The organism is Halopseudomonas pelagia CL-AP6 (genome assembly GCF_000410875.1).
GTDB lineage: Bacteria > Pseudomonadota > Gammaproteobacteria > Pseudomonadales > Pseudomonadaceae > Halopseudomonas > Halopseudomonas pelagia.
This window is the reverse complement of record NZ_AROI01000009.1, coordinates 167,265-189,407: the sequence shown is the minus strand read 5'-3', so window position 1 is coordinate 189,407 and position 22,143 is coordinate 167,265. Positions and strand designations below refer to the sequence as shown.

22 protein-coding genes are annotated in these 22,143 nt (G+C 55.6%); 13 read left to right on the top strand and 9 right to left on the bottom strand.

Annotation, left to right across the window (positions count from 1 at the left end; genetic code table 11):
• Positions 1 to 4: 4 nt before the first annotated feature.
• The 4 genes from K787_RS0108400 to K787_RS0108380 all read left to right on the top strand — a co-directional run bounded on the left by K787_RS0108400 (position 5) and on the right by K787_RS0108380 (position 4,333).
• Positions 5 to 1,339 (top strand): MATE family efflux transporter, encoded by a 1,335-nt coding sequence (locus K787_RS0108400; RefSeq protein ID WP_022962351.1) that lies wholly within the window; start codon positions 5 to 7, stop codon positions 1,337 to 1,339.
• A 153-nt stretch (positions 1,340 to 1,492) separates the two neighbouring features.
• Positions 1,493 to 1,684, top strand: coding sequence for a DUF2970 domain-containing protein (locus tag K787_RS0108395; protein WP_370736724.1), 192 nt, complete (start codon positions 1,493 to 1,495; stop codon positions 1,682 to 1,684).
• Positions 1,685 to 2,193: 509 nt separating this feature from the next.
• Positions 2,194 to 3,852: a nitrite/sulfite reductase gene (locus tag K787_RS0108385; protein ID WP_022962348.1), complete on the top strand. Its 1,659-nt coding sequence runs from the start codon at positions 2,194 to 2,196 to the stop codon at positions 3,850 to 3,852.
• A complete protein-coding gene (locus K787_RS0108380; protein WP_022962347.1) occupies positions 3,836 to 4,333 on the top strand; it encodes a DUF934 domain-containing protein in 498 nt (165 codons plus the stop codon). The genes K787_RS0108385 and K787_RS0108380 overlap by 17 nt, the downstream gene beginning before the upstream one ends.
• 388 nt (positions 4,334 to 4,721) lie before the next feature.
• On the opposite strand, the gene K787_RS0108375 is transcribed toward K787_RS0108380, so the two are convergent.
• The gene (locus K787_RS0108375) at positions 4,722 to 5,477 is read right to left on the bottom strand and encodes an SDR family oxidoreductase (protein ID WP_022962346.1); all 756 of its coding nucleotides are present in this window, start codon (positions 5,475 to 5,477) and stop codon (positions 4,722 to 4,724) included.
• 149 nt (positions 5,478 to 5,626) lie between these two features.
• Here K787_RS0108375 and K787_RS0108370 point away from each other — a divergent pair, with 149 nt between their 5' ends.
• Positions 5,627 to 6,517 carry an AraC family transcriptional regulator gene (locus K787_RS0108370; protein WP_022962345.1) on the top strand — a complete coding sequence of 297 codons (891 nt, stop codon included), beginning with the start codon at positions 5,627 to 5,629 and terminating at the stop codon, positions 6,515 to 6,517.
• A gap of 150 nt (positions 6,518 to 6,667) precedes the next feature.
• Complete coding sequence (locus tag K787_RS0108365) at positions 6,668 to 7,066, top strand: GFA family protein (RefSeq protein WP_022962344.1); 399 nt, start codon at positions 6,668 to 6,670, stop codon at positions 7,064 to 7,066.
• A 159-nt stretch (positions 7,067 to 7,225) separates the two neighbouring features.
• Here the strand turns inward: K787_RS0108365 and K787_RS0108360 are convergent, their stop codons facing one another.
• Together K787_RS0108360 and K787_RS0108355 are read right to left on the bottom strand one after the other, a co-directional pair.
• Positions 7,226 to 8,353 (bottom strand): zinc-binding dehydrogenase, encoded by a 1,128-nt coding sequence (locus K787_RS0108360; RefSeq protein WP_022962343.1) that lies wholly within the window; start codon positions 8,351 to 8,353, stop codon positions 7,226 to 7,228.
• 842 nt (positions 8,354 to 9,195) lie between these two features.
• Positions 9,196 to 9,852, bottom strand: a complete 657-nt coding sequence (locus K787_RS0108355; protein ID WP_022962342.1) for a DUF899 domain-containing protein — start codon at positions 9,850 to 9,852, stop codon at positions 9,196 to 9,198.
• A gap of 144 nt (positions 9,853 to 9,996) precedes the next feature.
• On the opposite strand from K787_RS0108355, the gene K787_RS0108350 reads away from it, so the two are divergent.
• Positions 9,997 to 10,983, top strand: a complete 987-nt coding sequence (locus K787_RS0108350) for a GlxA family transcriptional regulator (RefSeq protein WP_022962341.1) — start codon at positions 9,997 to 9,999, stop codon at positions 10,981 to 10,983.
• 105 nt (positions 10,984 to 11,088) lie between these two features.
• Here the strand turns inward: K787_RS0108350 and K787_RS0108345 are convergent, their stop codons facing one another.
• The 4 genes from K787_RS0108345 to K787_RS0108330 all read right to left on the bottom strand — a co-directional run bounded on the left by K787_RS0108345 (position 11,089) and on the right by K787_RS0108330 (position 14,764).
• Positions 11,089 to 12,525: a hypothetical protein gene (locus K787_RS0108345; RefSeq protein WP_022962340.1), complete on the bottom strand. Its 1,437-nt coding sequence runs from the start codon at positions 12,523 to 12,525 to the stop codon at positions 11,089 to 11,091.
• Positions 12,526 to 12,754: 229 nt separating this feature from the next.
• The gene (locus tag K787_RS0108340) at positions 12,755 to 13,126 is read right to left on the bottom strand and encodes a hypothetical protein (protein ID WP_022962339.1); all 372 of its coding nucleotides are present in this window, start codon (positions 13,124 to 13,126) and stop codon (positions 12,755 to 12,757) included.
• 116 nt (positions 13,127 to 13,242) lie between these two features.
• Positions 13,243 to 13,548 (bottom strand): ArsR/SmtB family transcription factor, encoded by a 306-nt coding sequence (locus K787_RS0108335; RefSeq protein WP_022962338.1) that lies wholly within the window; start codon positions 13,546 to 13,548, stop codon positions 13,243 to 13,245.
• 91 nt (positions 13,549 to 13,639) lie between these two features.
• Positions 13,640 to 14,764, bottom strand: coding sequence for an alkene reductase (locus tag K787_RS0108330; RefSeq protein ID WP_022962337.1), 1,125 nt, complete (start codon positions 14,762 to 14,764; stop codon positions 13,640 to 13,642).
• A gap of 366 nt (positions 14,765 to 15,130) precedes the next feature.
• Here K787_RS0108330 and K787_RS0108325 point away from each other — a divergent pair, with 366 nt between their 5' ends.
• The 3 genes from K787_RS0108325 to K787_RS0108310 all read left to right on the top strand — a co-directional run bounded on the left by K787_RS0108325 (position 15,131) and on the right by K787_RS0108310 (position 17,185).
• Complete coding sequence (locus K787_RS0108325) at positions 15,131 to 15,475, top strand: DUF3135 domain-containing protein (protein ID WP_022962336.1); 345 nt, start codon at positions 15,131 to 15,133, stop codon at positions 15,473 to 15,475.
• Between the two features lie 553 nt (positions 15,476 to 16,028).
• Positions 16,029 to 16,775 carry a hypothetical protein gene (locus K787_RS0108315; RefSeq protein WP_152486804.1) on the top strand — a complete coding sequence of 249 codons (747 nt, stop codon included), beginning with the start codon at positions 16,029 to 16,031 and terminating at the stop codon, positions 16,773 to 16,775.
• Between the two features lie 14 nt (positions 16,776 to 16,789).
• Positions 16,790 to 17,185 (top strand): putative signal transducing protein, encoded by a 396-nt coding sequence (locus tag K787_RS0108310; protein WP_022962333.1) that lies wholly within the window; start codon positions 16,790 to 16,792, stop codon positions 17,183 to 17,185.
• Between the two features lie 73 nt (positions 17,186 to 17,258).
• Here K787_RS0108310 and K787_RS0108305 read toward each other — a convergent pair whose 3' ends face one another.
• Both K787_RS0108305 and sohB read right to left on the bottom strand, forming a co-directional pair.
• Positions 17,259 to 18,245 (bottom strand): YhdH/YhfP family quinone oxidoreductase, encoded by a 987-nt coding sequence (locus tag K787_RS0108305; protein WP_022962332.1) that lies wholly within the window; start codon positions 18,243 to 18,245, stop codon positions 17,259 to 17,261.
• Between the two features lie 9 nt (positions 18,246 to 18,254).
• Positions 18,255 to 19,274, bottom strand: a complete 1,020-nt coding sequence (sohB, locus tag K787_RS0108300; RefSeq protein WP_022962331.1) for a protease SohB — start codon at positions 19,272 to 19,274, stop codon at positions 18,255 to 18,257.
• Between the two features lie 179 nt (positions 19,275 to 19,453).
• Here sohB and K787_RS0108295 point away from each other — a divergent pair, with 179 nt between their 5' ends.
• The 3 genes from K787_RS0108295 to K787_RS0108285 all read left to right on the top strand — a co-directional run bounded on the left by K787_RS0108295 (position 19,454) and on the right by K787_RS0108285 (position 22,140).
• Positions 19,454 to 20,155 (top strand): histidine phosphatase family protein, encoded by a 702-nt coding sequence (locus tag K787_RS0108295; protein ID WP_022962330.1) that lies wholly within the window; start codon positions 19,454 to 19,456, stop codon positions 20,153 to 20,155.
• Between the two features lie 56 nt (positions 20,156 to 20,211).
• Positions 20,212 to 20,526, top strand: a complete 315-nt coding sequence (locus K787_RS0108290; protein ID WP_022962329.1) for an SCP2 sterol-binding domain-containing protein — start codon at positions 20,212 to 20,214, stop codon at positions 20,524 to 20,526.
• A 546-nt stretch (positions 20,527 to 21,072) separates the two neighbouring features.
• Complete coding sequence (locus tag K787_RS0108285; RefSeq protein WP_022962328.1) at positions 21,073 to 22,140, top strand: phosphotransferase family protein; 1,068 nt, start codon at positions 21,073 to 21,075, stop codon at positions 22,138 to 22,140.
• The last annotated feature ends 3 nt before the right edge of the window (positions 22,141 to 22,143 follow it).

Here is a 22,143-nt window from a genome sequence, read left to right as displayed (position 1 = left end):
GTCGATGTCGATCCTGCCCAACCGCGAGCGGCTAAACACCATCGTCTGGCTGGGCCTGCCGATTATCGGCGGCATGCTCAGCCAAAGCCTGCTGAACCTGGTCGATGCGGCCATGGTCGGCAGCCTCGGTAGCGAGGCGCTGGCCGGGGTTGGGCTGGGCAGCTACGCCAACTTTGTCGCCATTGCTCTACTGATGGGTCTGGGGGCGGGTGTGCAGGCGATGGTCGCCCGTCGGCGCGGTGAAGGCAACATCGCCGAGTTAGCCGCGCCGTTGAATGCCGGCCTGCTGATTGCCGGCGTCCTGGCCGTACCGCTGACACTGTTATGTTGGTTCAATGCCGAGCACATCATCACCTTTCTCTCTGCAGACCCGGCCGTAGTAGGCATAGGCACCGACTATTTCCAGTGGCGCAGCCTGGCTATTTTCGCCGTGGGGGCCAACTTCGCGTTTCGCGGCTATTGGAACGGTATCCGCCAGACCGGGCGGTATCTGCAGATACTGGTTGCCATGCACCTGCTGAACGTTACCCTCAGTTATGGGCTTATTTTTGGCCGTCTGGGCATGCCAGAGCTGGGTGCCGAAGGCGCTGGACTCGGCACCTGCCTGGCGATGTTCGCCGGCACCGCCATGTACCTGATCCTGACCTGGCACAGGGGCGGCCAGCATGGCTTTTTGCGCATTCGCCCCCGCGCACGCAGCCTGCAATCGATGTTGCGCCTGTCACTACCCAACTCCCTCCAGCAATTTTTCTTCGCCACTGGCGTCGCCACGCTGTTCTGGATCATCGCGCAGATCGGCACCCCTGAACTGGCCATCGCCCACGTGCTGATCAATTTGGCCCTATTCCTGATCCTGCCGGGCGTGGGGCTGGGCATGGCAGCTACCACGCTGGTCAGCCATAGCCTGGGCGCCGACAAACCCGAGGAGGCCTATCGCTGGGGCTGGGATGTGGTGCGCGTGGCTATCTGCACGCTGTTTATCATGGGCCTGCCGTTCTGGCTGGCGCCCGAGTTCATTCTGGGTTTATTTACTCAGGATCAACAACTGCTGGCGCTTGGCGAGTGGCCTTTACGTATTACCGGCATTGGCATGACCCTGGACGCTACCGCTCTGGTGCTGACCCAAGCGCTGCTCGGCGCCGGAGCCAGCCGCACCGTCATGCTGGTCAATATGGGCAGCCAATGGCTGATTTTTCTGCCGCTGGCGTATCTGGCGGGTCCGGTCATGGGCGGCGGATTATTGCTGATTTGGCTAATGCAAAGTGGCTACCGCACAATGACATCAATCATCCTGGGCATTATGTGGCATCGGCGCAGCTGGGCGAACATCCGTATCTGAAGTCCTGCTCAACCAAAAGGACTCAATGGCACGAGCGCTTGACCGGCTGCCGCCCTGTGCCATTATGCGTACAACACAACGCACAATAATGAGGCAATGATGAGCGAACCGCAAAAGCCGGAAGCGCCGGAAAAGCAGGAAGCACCGGAGCACATGAGCCTGAAAGAAACCCTGTCCAGCGTACTGGCGGCAGCGCTTGGCGTGCAAAGCAACAAGGCCCGCGAACGCGACTTCAGCAAAGGCAAGCCCTCACACTTTATCGCCGCAGGTATCGCGTTCACGCTACTGTTTATATTGATTATCTTCGGGGTAGTCAAAACAGTACTGCACTTGGCAGGTATCTGACACGTCGCTGGCGAGCTGCATAGCGCAAGCCGCCAACGAGTCATGAACAAGCGGCAGAGTTAGCGCGTCAAGTGATGGGCAAGGCCTAACCGGCATAACCGCACAGCGGGGGGGCAATCAGCTATTGCTCACCCAGATCACTGCGGTAATGACCGCTATCAGAATTAACGCCACGGCAGCAAAAGCATCAAGGTGACTGTCGGTGTTTGAGGTTTCCTGCAGGTCATGTTCGTTCATGGTGTGCGATCCTTTTAATTTTTATTTGGGCTCAGACAAACCTACGTTAAGCCTGCCTGCACCTGAGTGTCAAACCCCGCACAGCGCTTTAATACGAATGGGTGATATGGATGCCTAGCTATGTGTATTTTGAGTATAAACATATAGATAAACATTCCTTTTGTGCATATTGAAAATTTGCTATCTTTCCGCCCTTACAACGTTGCCCAATCGGGTGGCCCGCGCCCGCATCTCCGGCCCGCCGCCTGAACTCCTATCGACAGGTTGTCTGCATGTACATTTACGACGAATATGACCAACGGATCGTTGAGGACCGCGTCAAGCAGTTCCGCGACCAGACTCGCCGCTACCTGGCAGGCGAACTGAGTGATCCCGAATTCCTGCCATTGCGTCTTCAAAACGGCCTTTACGTGCAGCGCTACGCGCCGATGTTGCGCGTCGCTATTCCCTATGGCCTGGTATCGTCCAAACAGATGCGTAAGCTGGCGTTTATCGCTCGTGAATACGACAAGGGTTATGCGCACTTCAGCACCCGTCAAAACGTGCAATTCAACTGGCCAGCATTGGAAGATGTGCCAGACATACTCGCGCACCTGGCCGAAGTGCAGATGCACGCCATCCAGACCAGCGGCAATTGCATCCGTAACACCACTACCGACCAATTCGCCGGCGTCGCCGCCGACGAACTGGTCGACCCGCGCCCCTGGTGTGAAATCATCCGCCAATGGTCGACCTTCCACCCGGAGTTCGCCTTCCTGCCGCGTAAATTCAAGATCGCCGTTAACGGCGCGACCGAAGACCGTGCGGCCATCGGCGTGCATGACATCGGCTTGAATGTGGTCAAGAACGACGCCGGCGAAGTCGGCTTCCGCGTGCTGGTCGGTGGCGGCCTGGGCCGCACGCCGATGGTCGGCAGCGAGATCAATGCCTTCCTGCCCTGGCAGCACCTGCTGACGTATCTGGATGCCATCCTGCGCGTGTATAACCGCTATGGCCGCCGAGACAACAAGTACAAAGCGCGGATCAAGATTTTGGTCAAGGCGCTCACCCCTGAAGTATTTGCCGAGAAAGTGAATGCCGAATGGGCGCATACCCAGGATGGCCCCGCCACCCTGACCCAGGAAGAACTGCACCGCGTCGCCAAACACTTCAGCGCCCCTGCCTACGAGCAGTTCAAAGGCGATGATGCCGACTACCTGGCCAAGCGCAATAGTGAAAAGGGCTTCAATAACTGGGCCATGCGCAATATTCAGGCGCACAAGGTGCCCGGCTATGCCGCCGTCACCCTGTCACTCAAGCCGACTGCCGTAGCGCCCGGCGACGCCACTGACCAACAGATGGAAGCCGCCGCCGACCTGGCTGACCGCTTCAGCTTTGGCGAGCTGCGCGTCACCCACCAGCAGAATCTGGTACTCGCTGACGTACGCCAGAGCGATCTGTACGCGCTGTGGGAAGCCTGCAAGCAGCAGGGTTTTGCCACACCGAATATCGGCCTGCTGACCGACGTTATCTGCTGCCCCGGCGGCGATTTCTGCTCGCTGGCCAACGCCAAGTCGATTCCGATCGCCGAGGCCATTCAGCGCACCTTTGATGATCTGGATTACCTGCACGACATCGGCGATCTGGACCTGAACATTTCCGGTTGCATGAACGCCTGTGGCCATCACCACGTCGGTCATATCGGCATTCTCGGTGTGGACAAGAAAGGCGCCGAGTTCTATCAGGTATCCCTGGGAGGCAACAGCGGCCGCAATGCCGCCATCGGCCAGATCCTCGGGCCATCCTTCGCCGCCGACGAGATGCCCAGCGTAGTGAGCAAGGTAGTGGACGTATACCTGGAAAGCCGCACCGCAGAAGAGCAGTTTATCGACACCTTCCAGCGAATCGGCATGGCCCCCTTCAAGGAGCGTGTTTATGCAGCAACTCATTAAAGGCAACGCGCTGGTCAAGGAAACCTGGCACCTGCTGCCAACGGATACCAGCCTCGACGGCCTGTCCAATAGCGACGACCTGATCGTGCCGTTAGCCTTGTGGCTGGAACACGCCCACGCCCTGAAAGCCCGGGACGGCGGGCTAGGTGTGTGGCTGAACAGCGACGAAGAAGTGGAAGCCATCGCAGATGATCTGGAGCACTTCCAGGTCATCGCCCTGAATTTCCCGGTATTCAGCGACGGTCGCAGCTACTCCAATGCCCGCCTGCTGCGTGACCGCTACGGCTACAAAGGTGAGGTGCGCGCCATTGGCGATGTATTGCGCGATCAGCTGTTCTTTATGCAGCGCTGCGGCTTTGATGCCTTCGTGATCCGCGAAGACCGCAACGCCGAAGAAGCCCTGCAAAGCCTCCAAGACTTCTCCGTAACCTACCAGGCCGCCACTGACCAGCCACTGCCGCTGTTTCGTCGCCGCGCCTGAGCAGCAACAACCGGGGCGCCCTGCCCCGGTTGTTTTTCTCCCAACGTAAGCTCCAAAGTAACGGCTAATGACGTAATGCAGAGGGCTAGAGCGCTGATCAAATGAACTCTTCTTTTCACCCGGCAACGGAAGCCGAGTTTCCGGAATCAATTGGTACGAATCGAAGATTCCTGGATTGGGTGGCGCCTTGATAGAGGAGTTTGGGGCCCTGGCAAAATGGATTGGAGAGTATCCGGAAGCCTGGCAGGTTGAGCATAAGCCAGATATTCGCAGAGCGCCCCTTCACCCGTTCCCGCTATCTACCCTGTATCGAGAAACCTCAGTAAAACCGATTAGAATGAGAGTACCTTCCCAGCCTGTTATGACTGGGGAGGCATGCCCTTCTCACTTAGATATTCTGCCCGCCGGACACCTCGATACGCTGCGCGTTGACCCAACGATTATTCTCAGACAGCAGGCTCGCGATCATGGGGCCAATGTCATCCGGCACGCCCACACGTCCTAAAGCCGTCATACCGGCAAAGGTCTGATTGAGATCGGGGGTATCACGCACCGCACCGCCTAAAAAGTCCGTCTCAATAGCACCCGGCGCTACCGTATTGACGGTTATGCCTCGGCTACCCAACTCCTTCGCCAGATACACGCTGAGCACTTCAATTGCGCCCTTCATCGCCGCATAGGCACCGAAGCCAGCCGTTGCCATGCGGGTCAGCCCAGAGGACAGATTAATGATACGGCCACCATCGTCAATAAGCGGTAACAATGCCTGGGTGAGGAAAAACACCCCTTTGAAATGCACTTTCATCAGCGCATCAAATTGACTTTCAGTGGTGTCCGCTATGAGCGCCAATTCACCCTGCCCGGCGTTATTGACCAGATGATCCAGCCTTTCTCGTTGCCAGACCTCACGCAACGCCAGCTGGAGCTGTTCAACAAAACCGGGAAATGAACTGACGTCGCCCGTATCCAATTGCAGCGCAACTGCCTGGCGGCCCAATGCTTCAATTTCCGCCACTACCGCGTTCGCCTTGTCGCTGCGGCGGTGATAGGTGACGACCACATCTCCTCCCTGCTTTGCTATATGGAGGGCCGTATTGCGGCCAAGCCCTCGGCTTGAACCAGTAACGAGTGTAATTTTTGACATGTGTAGCTCCTGCAGTGAGTGAATACGCTTAAATGGTGCACCTCACGCACAACTGAGTCGTTGCCGGAAGCTCGACACGTTTAGCCTATTCCTACAAAAGCGCCTGACCGAATATTGCCGAGCGATTCGTGATCACCCAGAATCAAAACATGAATAATCTCCTATTAAATGCCGTAGACCATTATGCACAGGCACACGCCGACGCTGCAGGCGTGGCTATAACCCCGTTTGATGGCTTGACCATTGTGCGGGTAACTGCACCCAGCGAATTGCAGCATTCAATTCAAAAGCCGTTGGTCTGCCTAGTATTGCAGGGCGTTAAACATGTCGCTATTGGCACCCAGGCTTTGAGCCTGAGCCCCGGCGATTCGATGCTGATCACGGCGGACCTACCTACCGCAAGCCAGATTATCACTGCGAGTGAACAAGAGCCTTACCTGGCGCTGGCACTTGATCTGGACCTGCAAGTGATAACGGATCTGACAACGGCCATGGAAGCGGCCCCGGTACAGGCGGGTGTGTCAGTACAGACCAAGCCCACCGAGAAAGAGATAGCCACTAGCGCGCTGCGCATGATGGAGTTGCTGGCTAGGCCCGAATCCATACCTATTTTGCAGGCTCAGCTGGTGCGTGAAATGCATTATTGGCTGCTGGTCGGTCAACACGGGCCAGCGATCAGACGCCTTGGCTGGCCTGACGCACATATCCGGCGCGTGGCGCGCGCTGTATCCGTACTGCGTACCGAATATGCAAAGCCGTTAACAGTCGAGCAGCTAGCCGCTTCGGCCGGAATGAGCCCTTCATCGTTCTTCAATCATTTCCGCAAGATCACATCGCTCTCGCCGCTGCAATTCCAGAAACAGCTACGCTTAATCGAAGCTCGCCGCTTGATGCTCGCCGAAGGCTCTAGCGCAAGCCATGCTGCGTTTACCGTGGGATATGAAAGCGCGTCCCAATTTACCCGGGAGTACCGCAGAATGTTTGGCCGGCCCCCAGCCCAGGACACCCAAGAGGTCAAACGCAAAACCCATACGGGATAACCGGCAAGAAAGACCCGTCCACTAAGCTATCGCCCGCTCAATGCCCCGCCTCGACTGCCTTTAACGGTATGTTTTCCTGAACGTCACTGGTGAATTTCAGCAGAACCAGACTATGCTTGAAAGCTAGAAAAACTTTAAGGAGGTTTGGTCATGACCCATGCTGGACAATGCTTATGCGGCGCCATTCGCTATCAGCTTACCGGCGCCCCACAGACAGTGGCTCTATGTCACTGCCGTGACTGCCAGCGCAGCGCTGGCGCACCAATGGTGACCTGGGCTATGTACCCGGAAGCCGCTCTTACCCTGACACAGGGGCAGCCCAAGACCATCAACTCATCAGGGACAGCCATGCGTAGCTTCTGCCCCGATTGCGGCAGCGGATTGTTCTACCGGAATGAAGAGATACTGCCTGGCATTGTTGATGTGCAGACGGCGACACTCGACGATCCGGACGCGCTACCTCCCGAGATAACAATTCAGACAGCTGAGCGGATGGGATGGATGCAGCATGTGCATGAACTGCCGGAGTTTGAACGGTTTCCGTCATAAGCCTGCCTACCTGAACCCCTTTGAAAATCGATCAATGGGGTCAGAGACATGGGATCAATGGGGTCAGAGACATTGATCGGCAGGATTACCTTTCATGCAGGCGCTGGAGTCAATCTGACTCCAGCGCTCTAGAATGGCCTAGCAGCCAGACGCTAAACATTAGCTCTGTGGTTTGATCAGGAACTTCTCTCCGGTAGCCTGTTTGCCATAAATCGAGATCGCATCCAGTTGTAAAGCCCCGGCCAGGGATACTTCGTGAGTGTAGTGACTGGCGAACGTGGTCTTAATTTCGGCGGCTATGCGCTTGCGCATGGCGTCGGTGGTTTCCTTGCCCAGTTTGCCCAACGCATTAAACAACAGGAAGCCGTTCACACCCCAGGCAAAACCAAAGCTGCGGTTCAGCGTGATGGGGCCGCGATCAAGGCCGCCATAGATATACACCTGCTTGAAAATGTCAGATCCGTATACGCTGTATTCAGTGATGTTGCGAGAAACGGCGGCTTCCATACAGGTGAGAATGTCACTAGCCAATCGACCGCCACCGATAGGATCGAAGGCGATGGTAGCGCCGGTTTCAATCAGTGCCTGGGTCAGGTCAGCCATAAAGCTGTCGTTACTGGAGTTGACCACGTATTTGGCACCCATGTCGCGCAGCAAGGCTTCCTGTTCCGGTTTGCGGACAATATTGACCAGGTCGATGCCGTCGGCGATGCAGATGCGGTTGAGCATTTGTCCGAGGTTAGAGGCGGCAGCAGCGTGAACGATGGCCTTGTGACCTTCAGCGCGCATGGTTTCTACCATGGCCAATGCAGTCAGCGGATTAACAAAGCTTGAAGCGCCTTCGACTGCAGTGGTGCCCGGCTCCAGTTCCAGACAGCTTTGCACATTGGCACAGAGATATTTGCGGTAGCTACCGCCGCCAATGAACGCAACGGTTTTGCCCATCAAACTTTGCGCAGCGGCTGATGAACCAGCAGCTACGACTGTACCGGCGCCTTCGTTGCCCACGGGTATAGGCTTGCCAACCCGCTTTTTAACGGCACCCATGAACTTGGCCGGGACATCGGCACTGATGACCGGGCGATCGGCGCTACCGGATTGCTTGGCAGTGGTCATATCGGCCGCGCTGAACATCACTCCCAGGTCAGACGGGTTGATAGGGGCGGCTTCGACGCGGATAACCACCTGGTTTTCGCTCGGCTGCGGGATCTCGATCTCGCGTAGGGCAAGTTCCAGTTTGTTGTCTTCGCTAATCGTCGAAGTAAGTTCGATGTTGGTATCTGACACTTTGTTCTCCTGCAATAATTGAGTGGTCTGCTACTTCGCTAACCGGTGTTACCGCGTAAGATGCGGGGCAAGCCCCTAGCGACTGCATGATCAGCGTCGCTTGGTTGTCTGATCGTAGTGATCAATGGGGTTAGAGTAGCTGACTTATTCGATCAGTTCCCCTAAGAACTGCAGGCCATCATCCGCGAAGCCGCCCGCGCCACCAACAAAAAGAAAAGAGCACAGGGTCGGGTCTTGATCCAGCCAACCAAAACCAGGATGCTATTCCTGATAGAACGCCCGGACCAGCCTCTGCCGCTGTTCCGCCGCCGCGCCTGAGCATCACCTTCCGGGACACCCCACAAAATCAGCCTCAGAGTAACGTTGATTAGGGGAACTTTTCTCTGACTCCAAATCTCCTCTTGAGGAGATATAGCATGGCTCTTACCCCGTCTACCTTGGTCAGTCTGGGTAGCATTGCCCCAGACTCAAGCTCCCGGCCCCCAGAAACGGCCAGACCGTTGCGCTGCCTGACCTAGCCTGCGGCAATAGATGCGCTACTGGCCGGTAGGCCACCCTCTACGGATCAGAAGCCGAGCATCGGCTGTAATATCAAGTGGCGGGCTTGATGCGCTCCCTCTCAACATTGCGAATGCTATCGTGCGCCAATAAAATCGCCCGGCTCATTCAGGCGGACCAAAACGCGAGGCCTGAGTAAGCCGGGACAGCTCTATTTTTCTTCTATCCCTTCCCCTGCCTGTGTTCGGGTGGGGCCAACTTTCGTTTGCGCCAGTAATAGCCACCGACACCTCCGGCCAGCACCCAGGCAGCTACCCCCGCCGCTGCACATAGCGGACACATGGTCAGTCTCCGCCGTACTCATCGTGCTTGCACCACCACTGGTACGGTGGCGTTTGCGAAACCCATTCCGGACTGTCTTCCCAGAGTTCCTGGCGCCCCATGGGTGTGAGATCGAGATAGGAAAAGTTACTGCCCAGGTATTCCGCGCCGCGCTGGGTGGTGTGGTAGCTGCGGTAGATAGTGTCGTTATCACGGATGAATACACTGACACCGAACATTTCCCCGTCCTCGCGGGTAGCACCGAAATCCCTGTTGAAATCGCTACCCTCGGAGGAGTACCACGGAGTATCCCACCCCATACGTTCCTGATATGCAGCGAGCTTTGAGTAAGGGGCCAGAGAAACCAACACCAACGAGGTATTACGCGCGTGGATGTGCGCGATATGCCCCATATTGTCGACCATCATGGAGCAGCCGGTGCACGGCGATTCGGCAAACATGAAATGGTAGACGATCAGCTGCTTGCGCCCTTCAAACAGGTCCAGCAGGCTGACTTTGTCATTGGGGCCGGTAAAGTTATAGGTCTTGCTGATTTGTGTCATCGGCAAGCGACGGCGTTCGGCGTTTAATGCATCCCGGATCCGAGTGTGTTCCTTCTCCTTGACTCGAAAAGCATCAAGTGCGCTTTGCCATTCCTGTTCACTAAGGATCTGGTTCATATCCACCTCCGTTTGTTGTCTTCAAGATCAGTATGGTCCTACGCGCTTGTGCGGGCGAGGTGCTGAGAAGACGTTCAGAGGGTGGTTTTGTGCCATATCCTGGCGTAGGCTTTTTTGGAGGGAACAGTACGGAGGGGCACGGCGGTGAAGAATATCTATATCCTGGTTCATGAAGATGTTGTGCTCTCGTCGGCGGCAGCGCCACTGGATATCTTCACGCGTACGAACGACATCCTCGGGCAGATGGGCCGGGCAGCGGCCTTTGATATTTCGTTGGTGACCCGGCATGCCAGCGAGGTCCGCCTTGGCATACCAGCGTCGTTCACCTGTCAGCGCAGTCTGGAAGAGATACCGCCTAAATCCGATGGTCACCATCAGGATCTGATTCTTGTTCCCGCCTTCGCGGGCGAATGGAATGAGGTCCGGGGAAAGAACAGCGCGGCGATTGCGTGGCTGAAACAGCACTATGAGGCCGGCACGGAAGTCGCGAGTTTGTGCAAGGGTAGCTATTTTCTGGCGGAAGCAGCATTGCTCGAAGGTAAACCCTGCACGTCGCACTGGGCCGTTATTGACGATATGCGCCAGCGCTTCCCAAAGGTGGATCTGCAACCGGATTCCGTGCTCACCGATCAAAACGGCACCTATACCGGCGGCGGCGCATTTTCGTCGTTGAACCTGGTCTTGTATCTCGTCGAAAAGTTTTGCGGGCACGATGTCGGAGTACAGGTTGCGAAGAATTTTTCTATCCACCGCGATCATATGAACCAGGCGCATTTCTCGGTCTTCAACGGTCTGAACCGACACGGTGATAAAACAATCCTGAACGCACAGGATTTTATTGAAATGCACTACCGTGAGGACATTAGCGTCGAGCAGGTTGCCTCGCATGTGAATATGAGCAAGCGCAACTTTATCCGCCGCTTCAAACAGGCCATTCAGATTACGCCGCTCGAATACATTCAGCGGGTTAAAATTGAAGCAGCCAAGAAGGCCCTGGAAGGAGGCAAGCAGAATATCCAGGCCTTGACCTACGATGTTGGTTACAACGACAGCAAAACCTTTCGTAGCACGTTCAAGCGTTTTACTGGCGTTACTCCACAGGACTATCGCAACAAATATGGACGTTTGTAGGGTTAAAAGGGAGCAACCGTGATTGAACTGCGCCCCACCCCTTCCCCCAGAATGGCGCGATGAATCGGCCGCACCACCTGTGGGGCGGCTACGAGGCTCGCCGAACTACTTCCCTGGCTCTTTTTTGTCGAACACGCTGACTAAACGCCGGTACCAGGGTGCAGCAAACTGCTCCTCGGGCGTCGGCCAGTTCGTTTTTTTACTTTCGCACTTCACTATCCCGCTCGCCCCCAGCCGTAAACGCCAGCGCTGCGCAGTAGAGAACGCTTTTCCAGCTTCGGTGTACACCACCAGCAGATTGTAATCCTGCTGTTTTTCGATGGGGTGCGCCTCTACGGACGCTAAGGGATCGCTTTCGTCAGCGCAGACAAACAAACGGTGCTTGCTGGCCTGGATCATCTCGCAGAGCTGCTCGCAGTCCAGGCTTAACCGTTCCTGTATTTCGTCCTGCTTGAGGGCATCCTTGTCCAGATTGAGCTCCGAACGGTAACAAATAATCTGCCGCTCCTCGTTGGAAGCCCAATTGCCGGAATAATCGAGTACCTGACGTGGCAACTCGGGGAGCCGGCGGTAGTCGAGCCAGACCCTTTGCTGAGCCAACAATTTTCTGGTGTAGGGCATGAACAAGCGTACCTTCCAGCGCGGTTTGCCCTTACGCAGCCACCGGGTAATTCCGGAGATCATATCTTCACGCAGCAGGTCGCGAATGGCATAGACAAGCGCGATCCCCAACAAGAGCGCCAGAGAAAGTTTTTCGCTGGCATCCCGCGCATTGAACAGGAAGTAGGTGAACAGCGACATGATCAACATAGTCGACGCTGCCTTGACCAGCTTGCGCGTGCCTCCGCCTAGCTCGGTGACCTTCGAGCGCAGCAGTACCGGATATTCGAGCAATCTGTGGTACAGACTCATGCGGTTCCAGACCCGGGTCGGCGAGCCGCGGAAGTCGTTCAGGTACTCCCGTTCCTTGCGGTACCTGTGCTCCTGGCGCAAAAATTCCGCCATTGCACCTTTTAGCTCTTCATCCACCTCGGCGAAGCCTTCATGGGTCATGCACTCCAACAGAAACTGCTCGGCATACCAGGAAAAGTAGATATCCATCTGCCGGAAATAACGTTGCTGGTTGCTCTGTTCCGGACTGGATTTGCGCAGTCGCAGAGCAAAGTGCTGACTCAACCGAAGGGACCGTTTGAGCGGTTCGTCGAGGATCTTGGCGCTATGGATTTGCTGGCGCAGGCGATCAATCGAAGCGCGGTACTGGAACAGCCAGGAGCCGTACATGATTTCGTAGTAGGGCGAGAGGAGCACGAAGGAGCGGTCGGCCTTGCTCACGCGATCCTTGTCCGGCAGACCCAGCAGACCTAGCAGGCCGAAGCGATGCTCAAGGGAAGTGAAGAAAAACTGCTGCTCGCTCAGGGTCCAGACTGACAGATTGCTATCGTGCGGAGTAAACAGATACACCTCGACCTTATGCCGCCCTGGCTTTTTCAGGGTTCGGGTCAATTGCAGACGATAGTCGCCCTTGCGCTTGAGTGAGAACACGCCCCCTCCCCTGACATAAGACCGATAAACCACGAAATCCGATTACCCGGACCGGGTAGCTCTGCGCGCGGAGCAAAGCTGAATTGACCGAAGGATTCAGTCTGTTATTCGGTCGGCACGCACCGCCAGAGCTACCGCCATCCTAGCATAGAGCCGCCCCGTAGACGCGGCCGGCATGGGTCCCGAGCGTCTACGCCACGATGTGGGTGTGCTCAAGCCAGGCGCCCGGCTATAAGCCCAAATATTCCGCTATCAAAAACGCCTCACCGGGACCTTCCTCTTTACCGAAATAACTGACCGGTTCGCGTATCTCATCCTCGATATAACCCACCTCGCAATCAATACCATATTGTCTGGCAAGGCCGTTAAACAGCTCCACCGGGAAGTTGAGGTGAGTGTTCTTGGTCACCGGCTGACTAATACCAAGCTGCCATTCCTGACAATGGTCGCTATCGCACTCATTGATCAGAGTGACATGTCTGCTGTCGTTTGCATCGGTATACGCCTGCAAGGCCGCTTGCAGCTCCGGCAGGTTCTGCCGCAGTTTCTTTTCCTGCTTTTCTTCAAGGCGGTCACAGGCGATGAGAAGGTATATAAGCATCTGAGTTTCCATGGTTGGAGTGGGTAGCAAAAGGGCACAGTTTGAACTGCCCCAGGCTTCACGGTAACCGGCTAAGAGCACGCGGTGCTGAGGCTGAAGAGCCGCCCGGACCCCAGTCAGATGGCCTTTCCGAGTGCCTCGAGTAACTGCGCAATATTCTTCTCGTCGCGCTTGTAGTAAGTCCAGGGACCAATACGTTGGGAGCTGACCAACCGCGCACGCTGAAGGGCCGCCAGGTAGTTTGATACGGTCGACTGGGAGAGCCCGACCCGCTCCTGAATGATGCTTACGCACACGCCGAGTTCCTCGGGATCAGCTTCCTGTTCAGGGAAGCTTTCCCTCGGGTTCTTCAATAGCGTGAGGATGGCCAGGCGGGTTGGATTGTCCAACGCCTTTAGCGCTTCAATAACTTCGATGCTCATGTGCACGTCATATATTGGGTTTTCGCTATTTTACCATGTTCCGCCTTGGCCCGCTGCGCGCCCTCGCATCGAGAACCCGCAGCAGCGTCGCTTAGTGCTGGTAGGCAGGGTAATCGATATAGCCCTGCTCGGTACCGCCGTACACGCTGCCGGCATCGAGCGGATTCAGCGGCCAGTCATTGGCAATGCGGTCCGGAAGATCCGGATTGGCAATGAAGGGTCGGCCGAATGCAATCAGGTCAGCCCAACCCGCGCTGATCGCCCCTTCTGCCCGTTGCGCCGTGTACTTTCCGGCATACAAGATCCGACCGCTAAAGGTTTCTCGGACCGCGCTACGGAATGAGTCTGGCAGCTCAGGGGCGTCCTCCCAGTCAGCCTCCGCCAGTGACAGATAGGCGATGCCTATCTCTTCAAGCATTTTTATCGCCTTGATGTAGGTCTCGTGAGGGTTCTCCTCTACCATGCCAAGGTACACGCGCTCTTCATCGGTACTGGCGAACAAGGGTGCAAAACGCACTCCCAGCCGATCTGCACCTACCACATCGGCGACGGCCTGGGTCACCTCGCGCAGGAATCGGAGACGGTTGTGCAAGGAGCCACCATATTCATCTGTGCGGAAATTGGAGTGTGCCGAGATGAACTGGTTAACCAGATAACCATTGGCACAGTGAATCTCGACGCCATCGAAACCCGCCTCCAACGCATTGCGTGCAGCTTGAGCATAGAGTTGCACTATCTCTTTAACTTCAGCGTTGGATAACGCTCTGGGGGTAGATGGATCTGTCAGGGCGCCAGCCCCAGGTGCAGTTTCGATGAATACTTTGACGTTATTTGCCGGCAGCGTGGATGGCCCTACCGGATCACCGCCGTGCGGCTGCAGCGAAGTATGGGACACCCGGCCCACATGCCATAATTGCGCAAAAATAATGCCGCCTTCACCATGCACCGCCGCGGTGACTTTCTTCCAGCCTTCGATTTGCTCTAGGCTATAAATGCCTGGCGTCCAGGCATACCCTTGGCCTCGCGGCTCAATCTGGGCTCCTTCTGTAACCATGAAACCGGCACCTGCTCGCTGGCGGTAGTAGGTGGCCATCAGGTCATTAGGGATGTTGCCTGGCTGCGAGCTTCTCGAGCGCGTTAGGGGCGGCAGTACGATTCTATTGCGGAGCTGGTAAGGGCCAAGCTGTGTCTTAGTGAAGAGCGTTTTATGTGTCATCGATAGATCCATATATAGCGAATTATAGATATCATGAGGCGTGATCGTGCACCTCGAAAGCGGCTTCCTATTCAGCCGTTTATTTGCAAAACAGTCTGACGCCGGATGGCCGATGGGTCGCTATTCTAACCATCATATCTAGAAATGCAAATATCTAGATTTAAAAGCCAGATTTAAAAGAAAGAAAAACAAGTCCTGATCACGAGCTTACGTGACCCTGCATTCGTTTCGCGGTTTTTGCGGAATTTCTTTCCAATACCGTTGTCGTTTGCAATACCAGAGCTGTAAAACGGCTCCGCTCCGGCGAACGTTCACAACATGACGTTACGTCGATAAGTAGTGGACCATATTGCAGGGGATCGCACGATGGCCGAGCAATCATCCAGACTACCCAGCTTTGACGAAATGAAAATAATGGCGCTGGAGCAACCCGAAGCGCTGGAAAATCTGCGCCAACTGCTTACCGCCGAACTGATCAAAAACGCCCCGCCATGTCGCCGACGCCGGCTCGAGGGCCTGGCCTTCGTGATCGAAGCGGAGCGGCGCAAGGCGCGCAATCCCATGCAAGCCTGCATCAGGCTTTCTCGAATGATGCTCGACTCGTTAGTCGAACTGAAAGAAAGTCTCGATATGCATAGGCCTTGTAACGCACCAGAGGAGCCGCGCACCGCAATTGTGATCCCCTTCGGCAAACGCCAATCAGACTCCTGAGCCGCTCTTCGGGGTCCGCTGTCGCTTCAACAGCCCCGAGTTTTGACCGCTTTTATCAGTTTAGATTGTCCGGTTTTTGAGTGCCAGTGTCGTTAGCCTAATGTCGTTGCCGCGATTGCCTGCGGTGCAGGCGAGCCGATGGTGGCCTGGGCCATGTTTTCCGGAGGCCGCTCTGGCACAGATACGGCGACGCCTGGAAAGCACGGCGACAATCGGGCAGACAATGCGCAGAAAGGTACCGATGAAAAAAACCGGTAGGTCTGCCACCGCTGTCAGTAGAGGCCGATGATCTGCACGGGCATCGTAGCTGAGAGACAGCCCAAGCCATAGCAGCAAGCGCAACGATGCTGATTTGTTAAGGCCAAGAGAAGGGGGATGTCGGCTGCCTGGAAAGCCAAGGCACGGGCAAGATTGACCAATTGCTGGCAATCAACGAAAAATAGCGTTAACTTCGAATCACCAAGGGTTTCCGGCGGCTGGGGTCGCCCCGGTATGGCTCAACTGGCCATTTATGTTGTTTTATGCCCCACTCTTTGCGCCATACAGTATTAGGATGGCCATTATCGCGGTGTTGGTATGGTCCCCACTCATTTTGTATATGTATTCGATGCTTAACCAAGTGATCAATCCCATTACGGGTGCAAAATCGGCGCCTGGTGGCGGCGGTTTTGCAAAGCGCCAGATGGCCATGAACCGAGCCATAGTTATATTTATTTCGCTAGTACTGGCGTCCTGCTCTTCAAATAAAAAGGAGCAGAACGAGACCCTTTCAGCACTATCAACCGTTTCTCCCGTACTTGCCTCCGTGCCGTTAGTGTTCTTCGCGGAGGCCCATAACATAATCAACGACACCGAAGGTAAAAATAAAGAAATAGCGCGCTTGCTCGCCGAGAAATTTGACCCCGTATACAACGAGCGTATAAACATTATTGAGGCTAGAACCCCCGAAGCAGATGCCGTGTCGCTGATTGATCAGGGCGTGTTTGTATTCTTGCCTTCTGTTCCCGGCGTAAAAATTTATCCAGGCCTGCTTCCGAAGCAAGCCGAGGACATTGATGGCTATTCAAACAGCGAAGCGATTAACACCAATGAATTACCCACCTATCTATCAGCTTTAATGTCGCAAGACCCTGCACACAAAGAGTTAGGGCGCCATTACTTCGGAGAGCCATACAGACAGTTTATTTCAACTGGCTGGGCCTACAAAAAAGTATTCAACTCGTTTATGTATTCAGCGTTAAATACCAAACAATCATCTAGCAAACCAATCCAGCCGACCGCTCAAGCGTCGACTGACTGAGGCTTTGTATACCTATGCTCATTACCATTTCCCGCTACAGCCTCCCCTATGAGGCCCACATAGCCAAGTCGCGGCTGGATGCGGAAAGCATACCGGCGTTTATTGCGGATGAGCACACGATCAATATGCAGTGGCTTTACTCAAACGCCATGGGTGGCGTGAGGCTGCAGGTGCCTGAGTCTTATGCTGAGGCTGCGCTACAGGTTCTGAACGAGGACCGGGAAAAGGATCTGATCGAGCTGGTGGGGGCTGATGTGCAAGTCTGCCCGCGCTGTGGCAGTGAAGATACGCAATACCATCAGATTGGCCGCCGCTGGGCGTTTCTGATGTTTTTGGGGCTGAACTTCCCGCTTTTCCCGATCAGGAACGGCATCAAATGCAATGCCTGCGGGAAGGTCTCAAAATCGTAGCAGCCAATACCCGCCAGGGGTACGGCGCACCTAGCAATGCAACCAGATGCGCTCCGCTGACAGCAAGATCGACCTAATCCAAATTAACCACGATGCGCCCGGTCATGTTCCCGCCAAGGATCTTCTCGATCTGTTCCGGCAGTTCATCCAGCCCGACTTCCTTTTCCAGGTTGTGCAGATCAGTCTTCCATTGCAACGACAACCGATCCCACATGGACGCCTTGACCACTAAGGGCTGCTCTACCGAGTCGACACCCAGCAGATTGACGTTACGCAAAATGAACGGCAGTACGCTGCCCTGGAACTGAGTACCAGCAGTCAGACCACAGGTGACGGCACTGGCACCGTAAAACAGCGATTTGACCACATTGAACAGAATATCTCCGCCCACCGTGTCCACCGCACCGGCCCATTGCTCCTTGAGCATGGGTTTATCCTTACCTGCTTCCAGCTGGCTGCGCTCGATAATCTGCGTGGCGCCCAGGCCCTTGAGAAAATCCGCCTGCGTGGCTTTGCCGGTAGCGGCTGCCACTTCATAGCCGAGACTGGCGAGCATGGCGACGGCAATACTGCCGACGCCGCCGGTAGCGCCGGTGACTAAAACGGGGCCCTGGCCGGGAATCATGCCGGCCTGTTCGAGCTTGTCGATACACAGCGCGGCTGTCAGGCCGGCGGTACCCAGCACCATGCTGTCGCGTAGGCTCAGGCCTTCCGGACGCTTGAGAACCCAGGCGGCAGGTACACGGATGTATTGCCCGTAGCCGCCTGGGGTGCTCATGCCCAGATCGTAACCGGTGACGATGACCTCATCCCCGACCGACAGCTCAGGCACCGAGGAAGACTCCACAACGCCAGCCGCATCAATGCCGGGGGTATGTGGAAAATTGCGCGTGACGCCCTTGTTGCCGGATGCGGACAGGGCATCCTTGAAGTTCAGCGATGAGTACTTAACGCGAATCAGCACCTCACCTTCAGGCAGGTCATCGATCTGCCGAGTGGTTACCTTGGACACATAGCGGCCGTCTTGTTCGCTGACGACCAGAGCCTTGAATTCCGTCATGGTGTTCTCCTACCAGAAACGCTGATTGTGAAAGCGCGAAAGCCAGGTCAGCAATAGATTGTCGAGCGCCGTCGAGACACTGCCCGAGAGTTTCTCCTGCAGCTTTTTACGCGTGACATAATGCACTTCAAATACGTCTGCTTCGTGGATCATGCGACTAATGTACTGGTCGCTGGTACTGATCTCGTCGGCCAGGGCGTTGTCCAGCGCCTCGGTGCCAAACCAGACTTCACCGGTGGCCACTGCGGCCACATCCAACTTGGGACGATACTGGGCAACAAAGGCCTTGAACAGCCGGTGAATGTTTTCCAGGTCTTCCTGAAACTTCTCGCGACCCTTCTCGGTATTCTCACCAAACAGCGTCAGCGTGCGTTTGTACTCGCCAGCGGTGAGCATCTCGTAGTCCACATCGTGCTTCTTCAAGACTTTATTGAAGTTGGGGATCTGCGCGACCACACCAATAGAACCGAGCATGGCAAATGGCGCAGCCAGCACCTTGTCGGCGATGCAGGCCATCATGTAACCGCCGCTGGCGGCGACTTTATCAACACAGATAGTCAGCGGTATGCCGGCATCGCGGATCCGCGTCAGCTGCGAGGCTGCCAGCCCATAGGCATGCACCATGCCGCCGCCGCTTTCCAGCTTGACGACAATCTCGTCCTTGGCGGTGGCGACTTCCAGAATGGCAGTAACTTCATGACGCAAATTTTCCAGCGCGCTGGCTTTGATATCGCCATGAAAATTTAATACGTAAACCCGCTTGGGCGTGTCGGTGGATTTGCTCCGCGCTTTCAACTCGGCTTTGCGTTCTTTGTGCCGCAGCTTGAGCGCAGCTTTACCTAGAATCGTCTCGCTTAACTTATCGGTCATGCGATCCAGTTGATCATTTAACCGCACCACGCTCAGCGAGCCCACCGCACGGCCCTTGCGCTCTTTGAGCGCCGCTACCATAGCTACCACCAAGAGGATCGCCACCACAAAGGTAACGGCCTTGGCCAAAAACATACCGTACTCAGCAAGCCATTCCACAAGCGCACTCCAAACAAACAGAAAGGGATTTAGGTCTCTACCATCAAGCATACAGGAACGGCTTCAGACTGGGACAAACTCGCCCGCGCCGAGATTCAAACAAGCGTATGGTTTTTTATTGACAGGGGCATGCGACGCCAATACCCTCAGCACTTAGTCGTAAACAATAGGATGACCTCGTGGGCAGCATCTATCTGATCAGGCATGGCCAGGCTTCGCTCGGTGCAGAGAACTACGACGTGCTCTCGCCCATGGGTATTCAGCAGTCGGAGATCCTGGGTGAACACTTCCACCGTGCCGGTCTGACCTTTGAGCGCAGCTACGCGGGCGAGATGCAGCGCCAGATCGATACCGGCAAGCATGCCCTGGCGAAAATGCCCGGCTCTGATCAACAGATTCTATGTGAACCGGCGTTCAACGAATACGCCGCAGATACCGTGATGCAAACTTATCTGCCGAAGGTAGCGGAAACCGAACCGGATGCGATGCACTATGTGAAAAATGCCGGTCAGTACCGCAAGGAGTTCCAGCGCATTTTCAGCCAGGTGATTACGCTATGGATCACCGAACAGAATGAAGTCAGCGGCTGCGAGCCCTGGGCCGCTTTTGTCGAACGGGTTAAAGGCGGTTTGGCCCGTGTATTGGAAGATGCCGCGCGCGGCCAGAACATCGCAATCTTTACTTCGGGCGGCGCTATTACCGCCGCCCTGCAACTCATCACGCAAATGCCGGCTACCAGTGCTTTCGAGCTGAACTGGCAAATCGTGAACACCTCTGTAAGCCGTCTCCAGTATGGTAAAAACAAGCTTAGCCTGGCTTCATTCAACAATCAGGCTCATCTTGATCTAAACCTGCAGCCGGATTGCATTACTTACAGATAAAAACGGCAACGCCATTTGACGTTGCTTCAGCAAAACCAGAAATCAAGGACACACCTATGACCAGCGTTGCAGACATCACCAGCACAATGGAATCCAAGTTCAACCCAGCCGCAGCCGCCGGCCTGGATCTGGTTTTCCAATTCAACATCGAAGACGACAGCAACTTCAACGTCACCATCAAAGATGGCACTTGCGCCATCGCCCAGGGCGACGCCGGCACTCCGAACGTTACGCTGATCATGGACAAGGCCACTCTGGAAGGCGTTATGACCGGTGAGACCGACGGCATGCAAGCCTTTATGGCTGGCAAGCTGCGCGCCGAAGGCGACATGATGTTGGCTCTGAAACTCGGCGAACTCTTCCCCGCCTGAGTAATAGCTGCATAAAAAAACCGGAGCCCAGTGCTCCGGTTTTTTATGCCAGTGATCTTGGTCTTGAATTTGAACTGGGACAGCAAACCCAACCTCACACAAAAGCCGGAGGAGCATCCCAGCTTGGCAGGGTGGAGAAAGTGTATAAAACAGGGATGTTTTATCCAAGCCTACAGGGACGTATTCACGGCGTCTTTCGGAACCCTGCCAAGCTGGGATGCGCCCTACACTCCTAGCTGCGAGAATAGCGCCAAGCCCAGCGAGCGCGACATGTCACGCCGACACGCGCAAGTACGTCCATGTAGCTCGGCGATGGCATCCTTGCCATCGACGGTCGGCTTAGCCCTGCCCCGCTCACTTGGCTACAGCCTCTGAGTGTCCTGAACCAAACCCAGCAACCAATTCAGGCCCGGCAAAATAGCCCCAACCAATCCCCTACCAACACGAACCCTGATAAGCCCTTTCAAACAAGCGTTTGAGCTTGTTCACGCAGCGTCGCTGGATTAGATTAGCTGATTGTCCATGCCACCCATTATAAGGAAAGCCATGAGCGCTACAGACCAGGCTACCCAGATCCGCGAAGGCGAAGAACTGGATGTACAAGCCGTTGACCAGTACCTCAAGAGCCAGATCCCCGGGCTTGAAGGCCAGCCCACCATCACCCAGTTCCCCGGTGGCGCATCCAACCTCACCTATCTTGTTGCATATCCAAATCAGGAATTCGTGCTGCGCCGTCCACCGTTTGGCAAAAAAGCCAAATCCGCCCACGACATGGGTCGTGAATACCGCATTCAGAAGCAGTTGGCTGAAGGCTTCCCCTACTGCCCCAAGGTTTACGCACACTGTACTGACGAGTCGGTACTGGGCTGCGAGTTCTATGTGATGGAGCGGGTCAAAGGCATCATTCTGCGCTCGGAAATCCCTGAAGAACTCGGCCTGGATGAAGGCAAGACCCGCGAGCTGTGCAAAAGCTTTGTCGATAAGTTCGTTGATCTGCACAACTTGGACTACACCGCCTGCGGCCTGGCGGACCTGGGCAAGCCGGAGGGTTATGTAAAGCGTCAGATCGAAGGTTGGATTGATCGTTACCAGAAGGCGGCAACACCCGATGCGCCCAATTGGGAACCGGTGATGGCCTGGCTGCGCGAGAAGATGCCTGCCGACCACCACAAGCCCGGCCTGGTGCATAACGACTATCGCTTCGACAACGTGATTCTGGATCCCGAAAACCCAATGCAGATTATCGGTGTACTAGACTGGGAAATGACCACGATCGGCGACCCGCTAATGGATTTGGGTAACACCCTGGCCTACTGGATTCAGGCAGATGATCCGCAGCCCATGCAGGCCATTCGTCGCCAGCCCAGCCACGCGCCGGGCATGCTCACGCGGCAGGAATTTGCAGATTACTACGCAGAAAAAGCCGGCATCGAGATTCCCAACCTGGATTACTACTACACCTACGGCCTATTCCGCCTGGCTGGCATCGTGCAGCAGATCTACTACCGTTTTTATCATGGCCAGACCCAGGACAAGCGCTTCGGCAACTTTATTCATATGAACAAGTTGCTGGAACAGTTGAGCCTCTCGGTTATCAACAAATCTACCCTATAAGCT

Bases quoted from the DNA above. Each gene is read 5' to 3' on its own strand.
- K787_RS0108400 (WP_022962351.1), top strand. From the start codon at position 5: ATGTCGATCCTGCCCAACCGCGAGCGGCTAAACACCATCGTCTGGCTG.
- K787_RS0108395 (WP_370736724.1), top strand. From the start codon at position 1,493: ATGAGCCTGAAAGAAACCCTGTCCAGCGTACTGGCGGCAGCGCTTGGC.
- K787_RS0108385 (WP_022962348.1), top strand. From the start codon at position 2,194: ATGTACATTTACGACGAATATGACCAACGGATCGTTGAGGACCGCGTC.
- K787_RS0108380 (WP_022962347.1), top strand. From the start codon at position 3,836: ATGCAGCAACTCATTAAAGGCAACGCGCTGGTCAAGGAAACCTGGCAC.
- K787_RS0108375 (WP_022962346.1), bottom strand. From the start codon at position 5,477: ATGTCAAAAATTACACTCGTTACTGGTTCAAGCCGAGGGCTTGGCCGC.
- K787_RS0108370 (WP_022962345.1), top strand. From the start codon at position 5,627: ATGAATAATCTCCTATTAAATGCCGTAGACCATTATGCACAGGCACAC.
- K787_RS0108365 (WP_022962344.1), top strand. From the start codon at position 6,668: ATGACCCATGCTGGACAATGCTTATGCGGCGCCATTCGCTATCAGCTT.
- K787_RS0108355 (WP_022962342.1), bottom strand. From the start codon at position 9,852: ATGAACCAGATCCTTAGTGAACAGGAATGGCAAAGCGCACTTGATGCT.
- K787_RS0108340 (WP_022962339.1), bottom strand. From the start codon at position 13,126: ATGCTTATATACCTTCTCATCGCCTGTGACCGCCTTGAAGAAAAGCAG.
- K787_RS0108335 (WP_022962338.1), bottom strand. From the start codon at position 13,548: ATGAGCATCGAAGTTATTGAAGCGCTAAAGGCGTTGGACAATCCAACC.
- K787_RS0108330 (WP_022962337.1), bottom strand. From the start codon at position 14,764: ATGACACATAAAACGCTCTTCACTAAGACACAGCTTGGCCCTTACCAG.
- K787_RS0108325 (WP_022962336.1), top strand. From the start codon at position 15,131: ATGGCCGAGCAATCATCCAGACTACCCAGCTTTGACGAAATGAAAATA.
- K787_RS0108315 (WP_152486804.1), top strand. From the start codon at position 16,029: ATGGCCATTATCGCGGTGTTGGTATGGTCCCCACTCATTTTGTATATG.
- K787_RS0108310 (WP_022962333.1), top strand. From the start codon at position 16,790: ATGCTCATTACCATTTCCCGCTACAGCCTCCCCTATGAGGCCCACATA.
- K787_RS0108305 (WP_022962332.1), bottom strand. From the start codon at position 18,245: ATGACGGAATTCAAGGCTCTGGTCGTCAGCGAACAAGACGGCCGCTAT.
- K787_RS0108290 (WP_022962329.1), top strand. From the start codon at position 20,212: ATGACCAGCGTTGCAGACATCACCAGCACAATGGAATCCAAGTTCAAC.
- K787_RS0108285 (WP_022962328.1), top strand. From the start codon at position 21,073: ATGAGCGCTACAGACCAGGCTACCCAGATCCGCGAAGGCGAAGAACTG.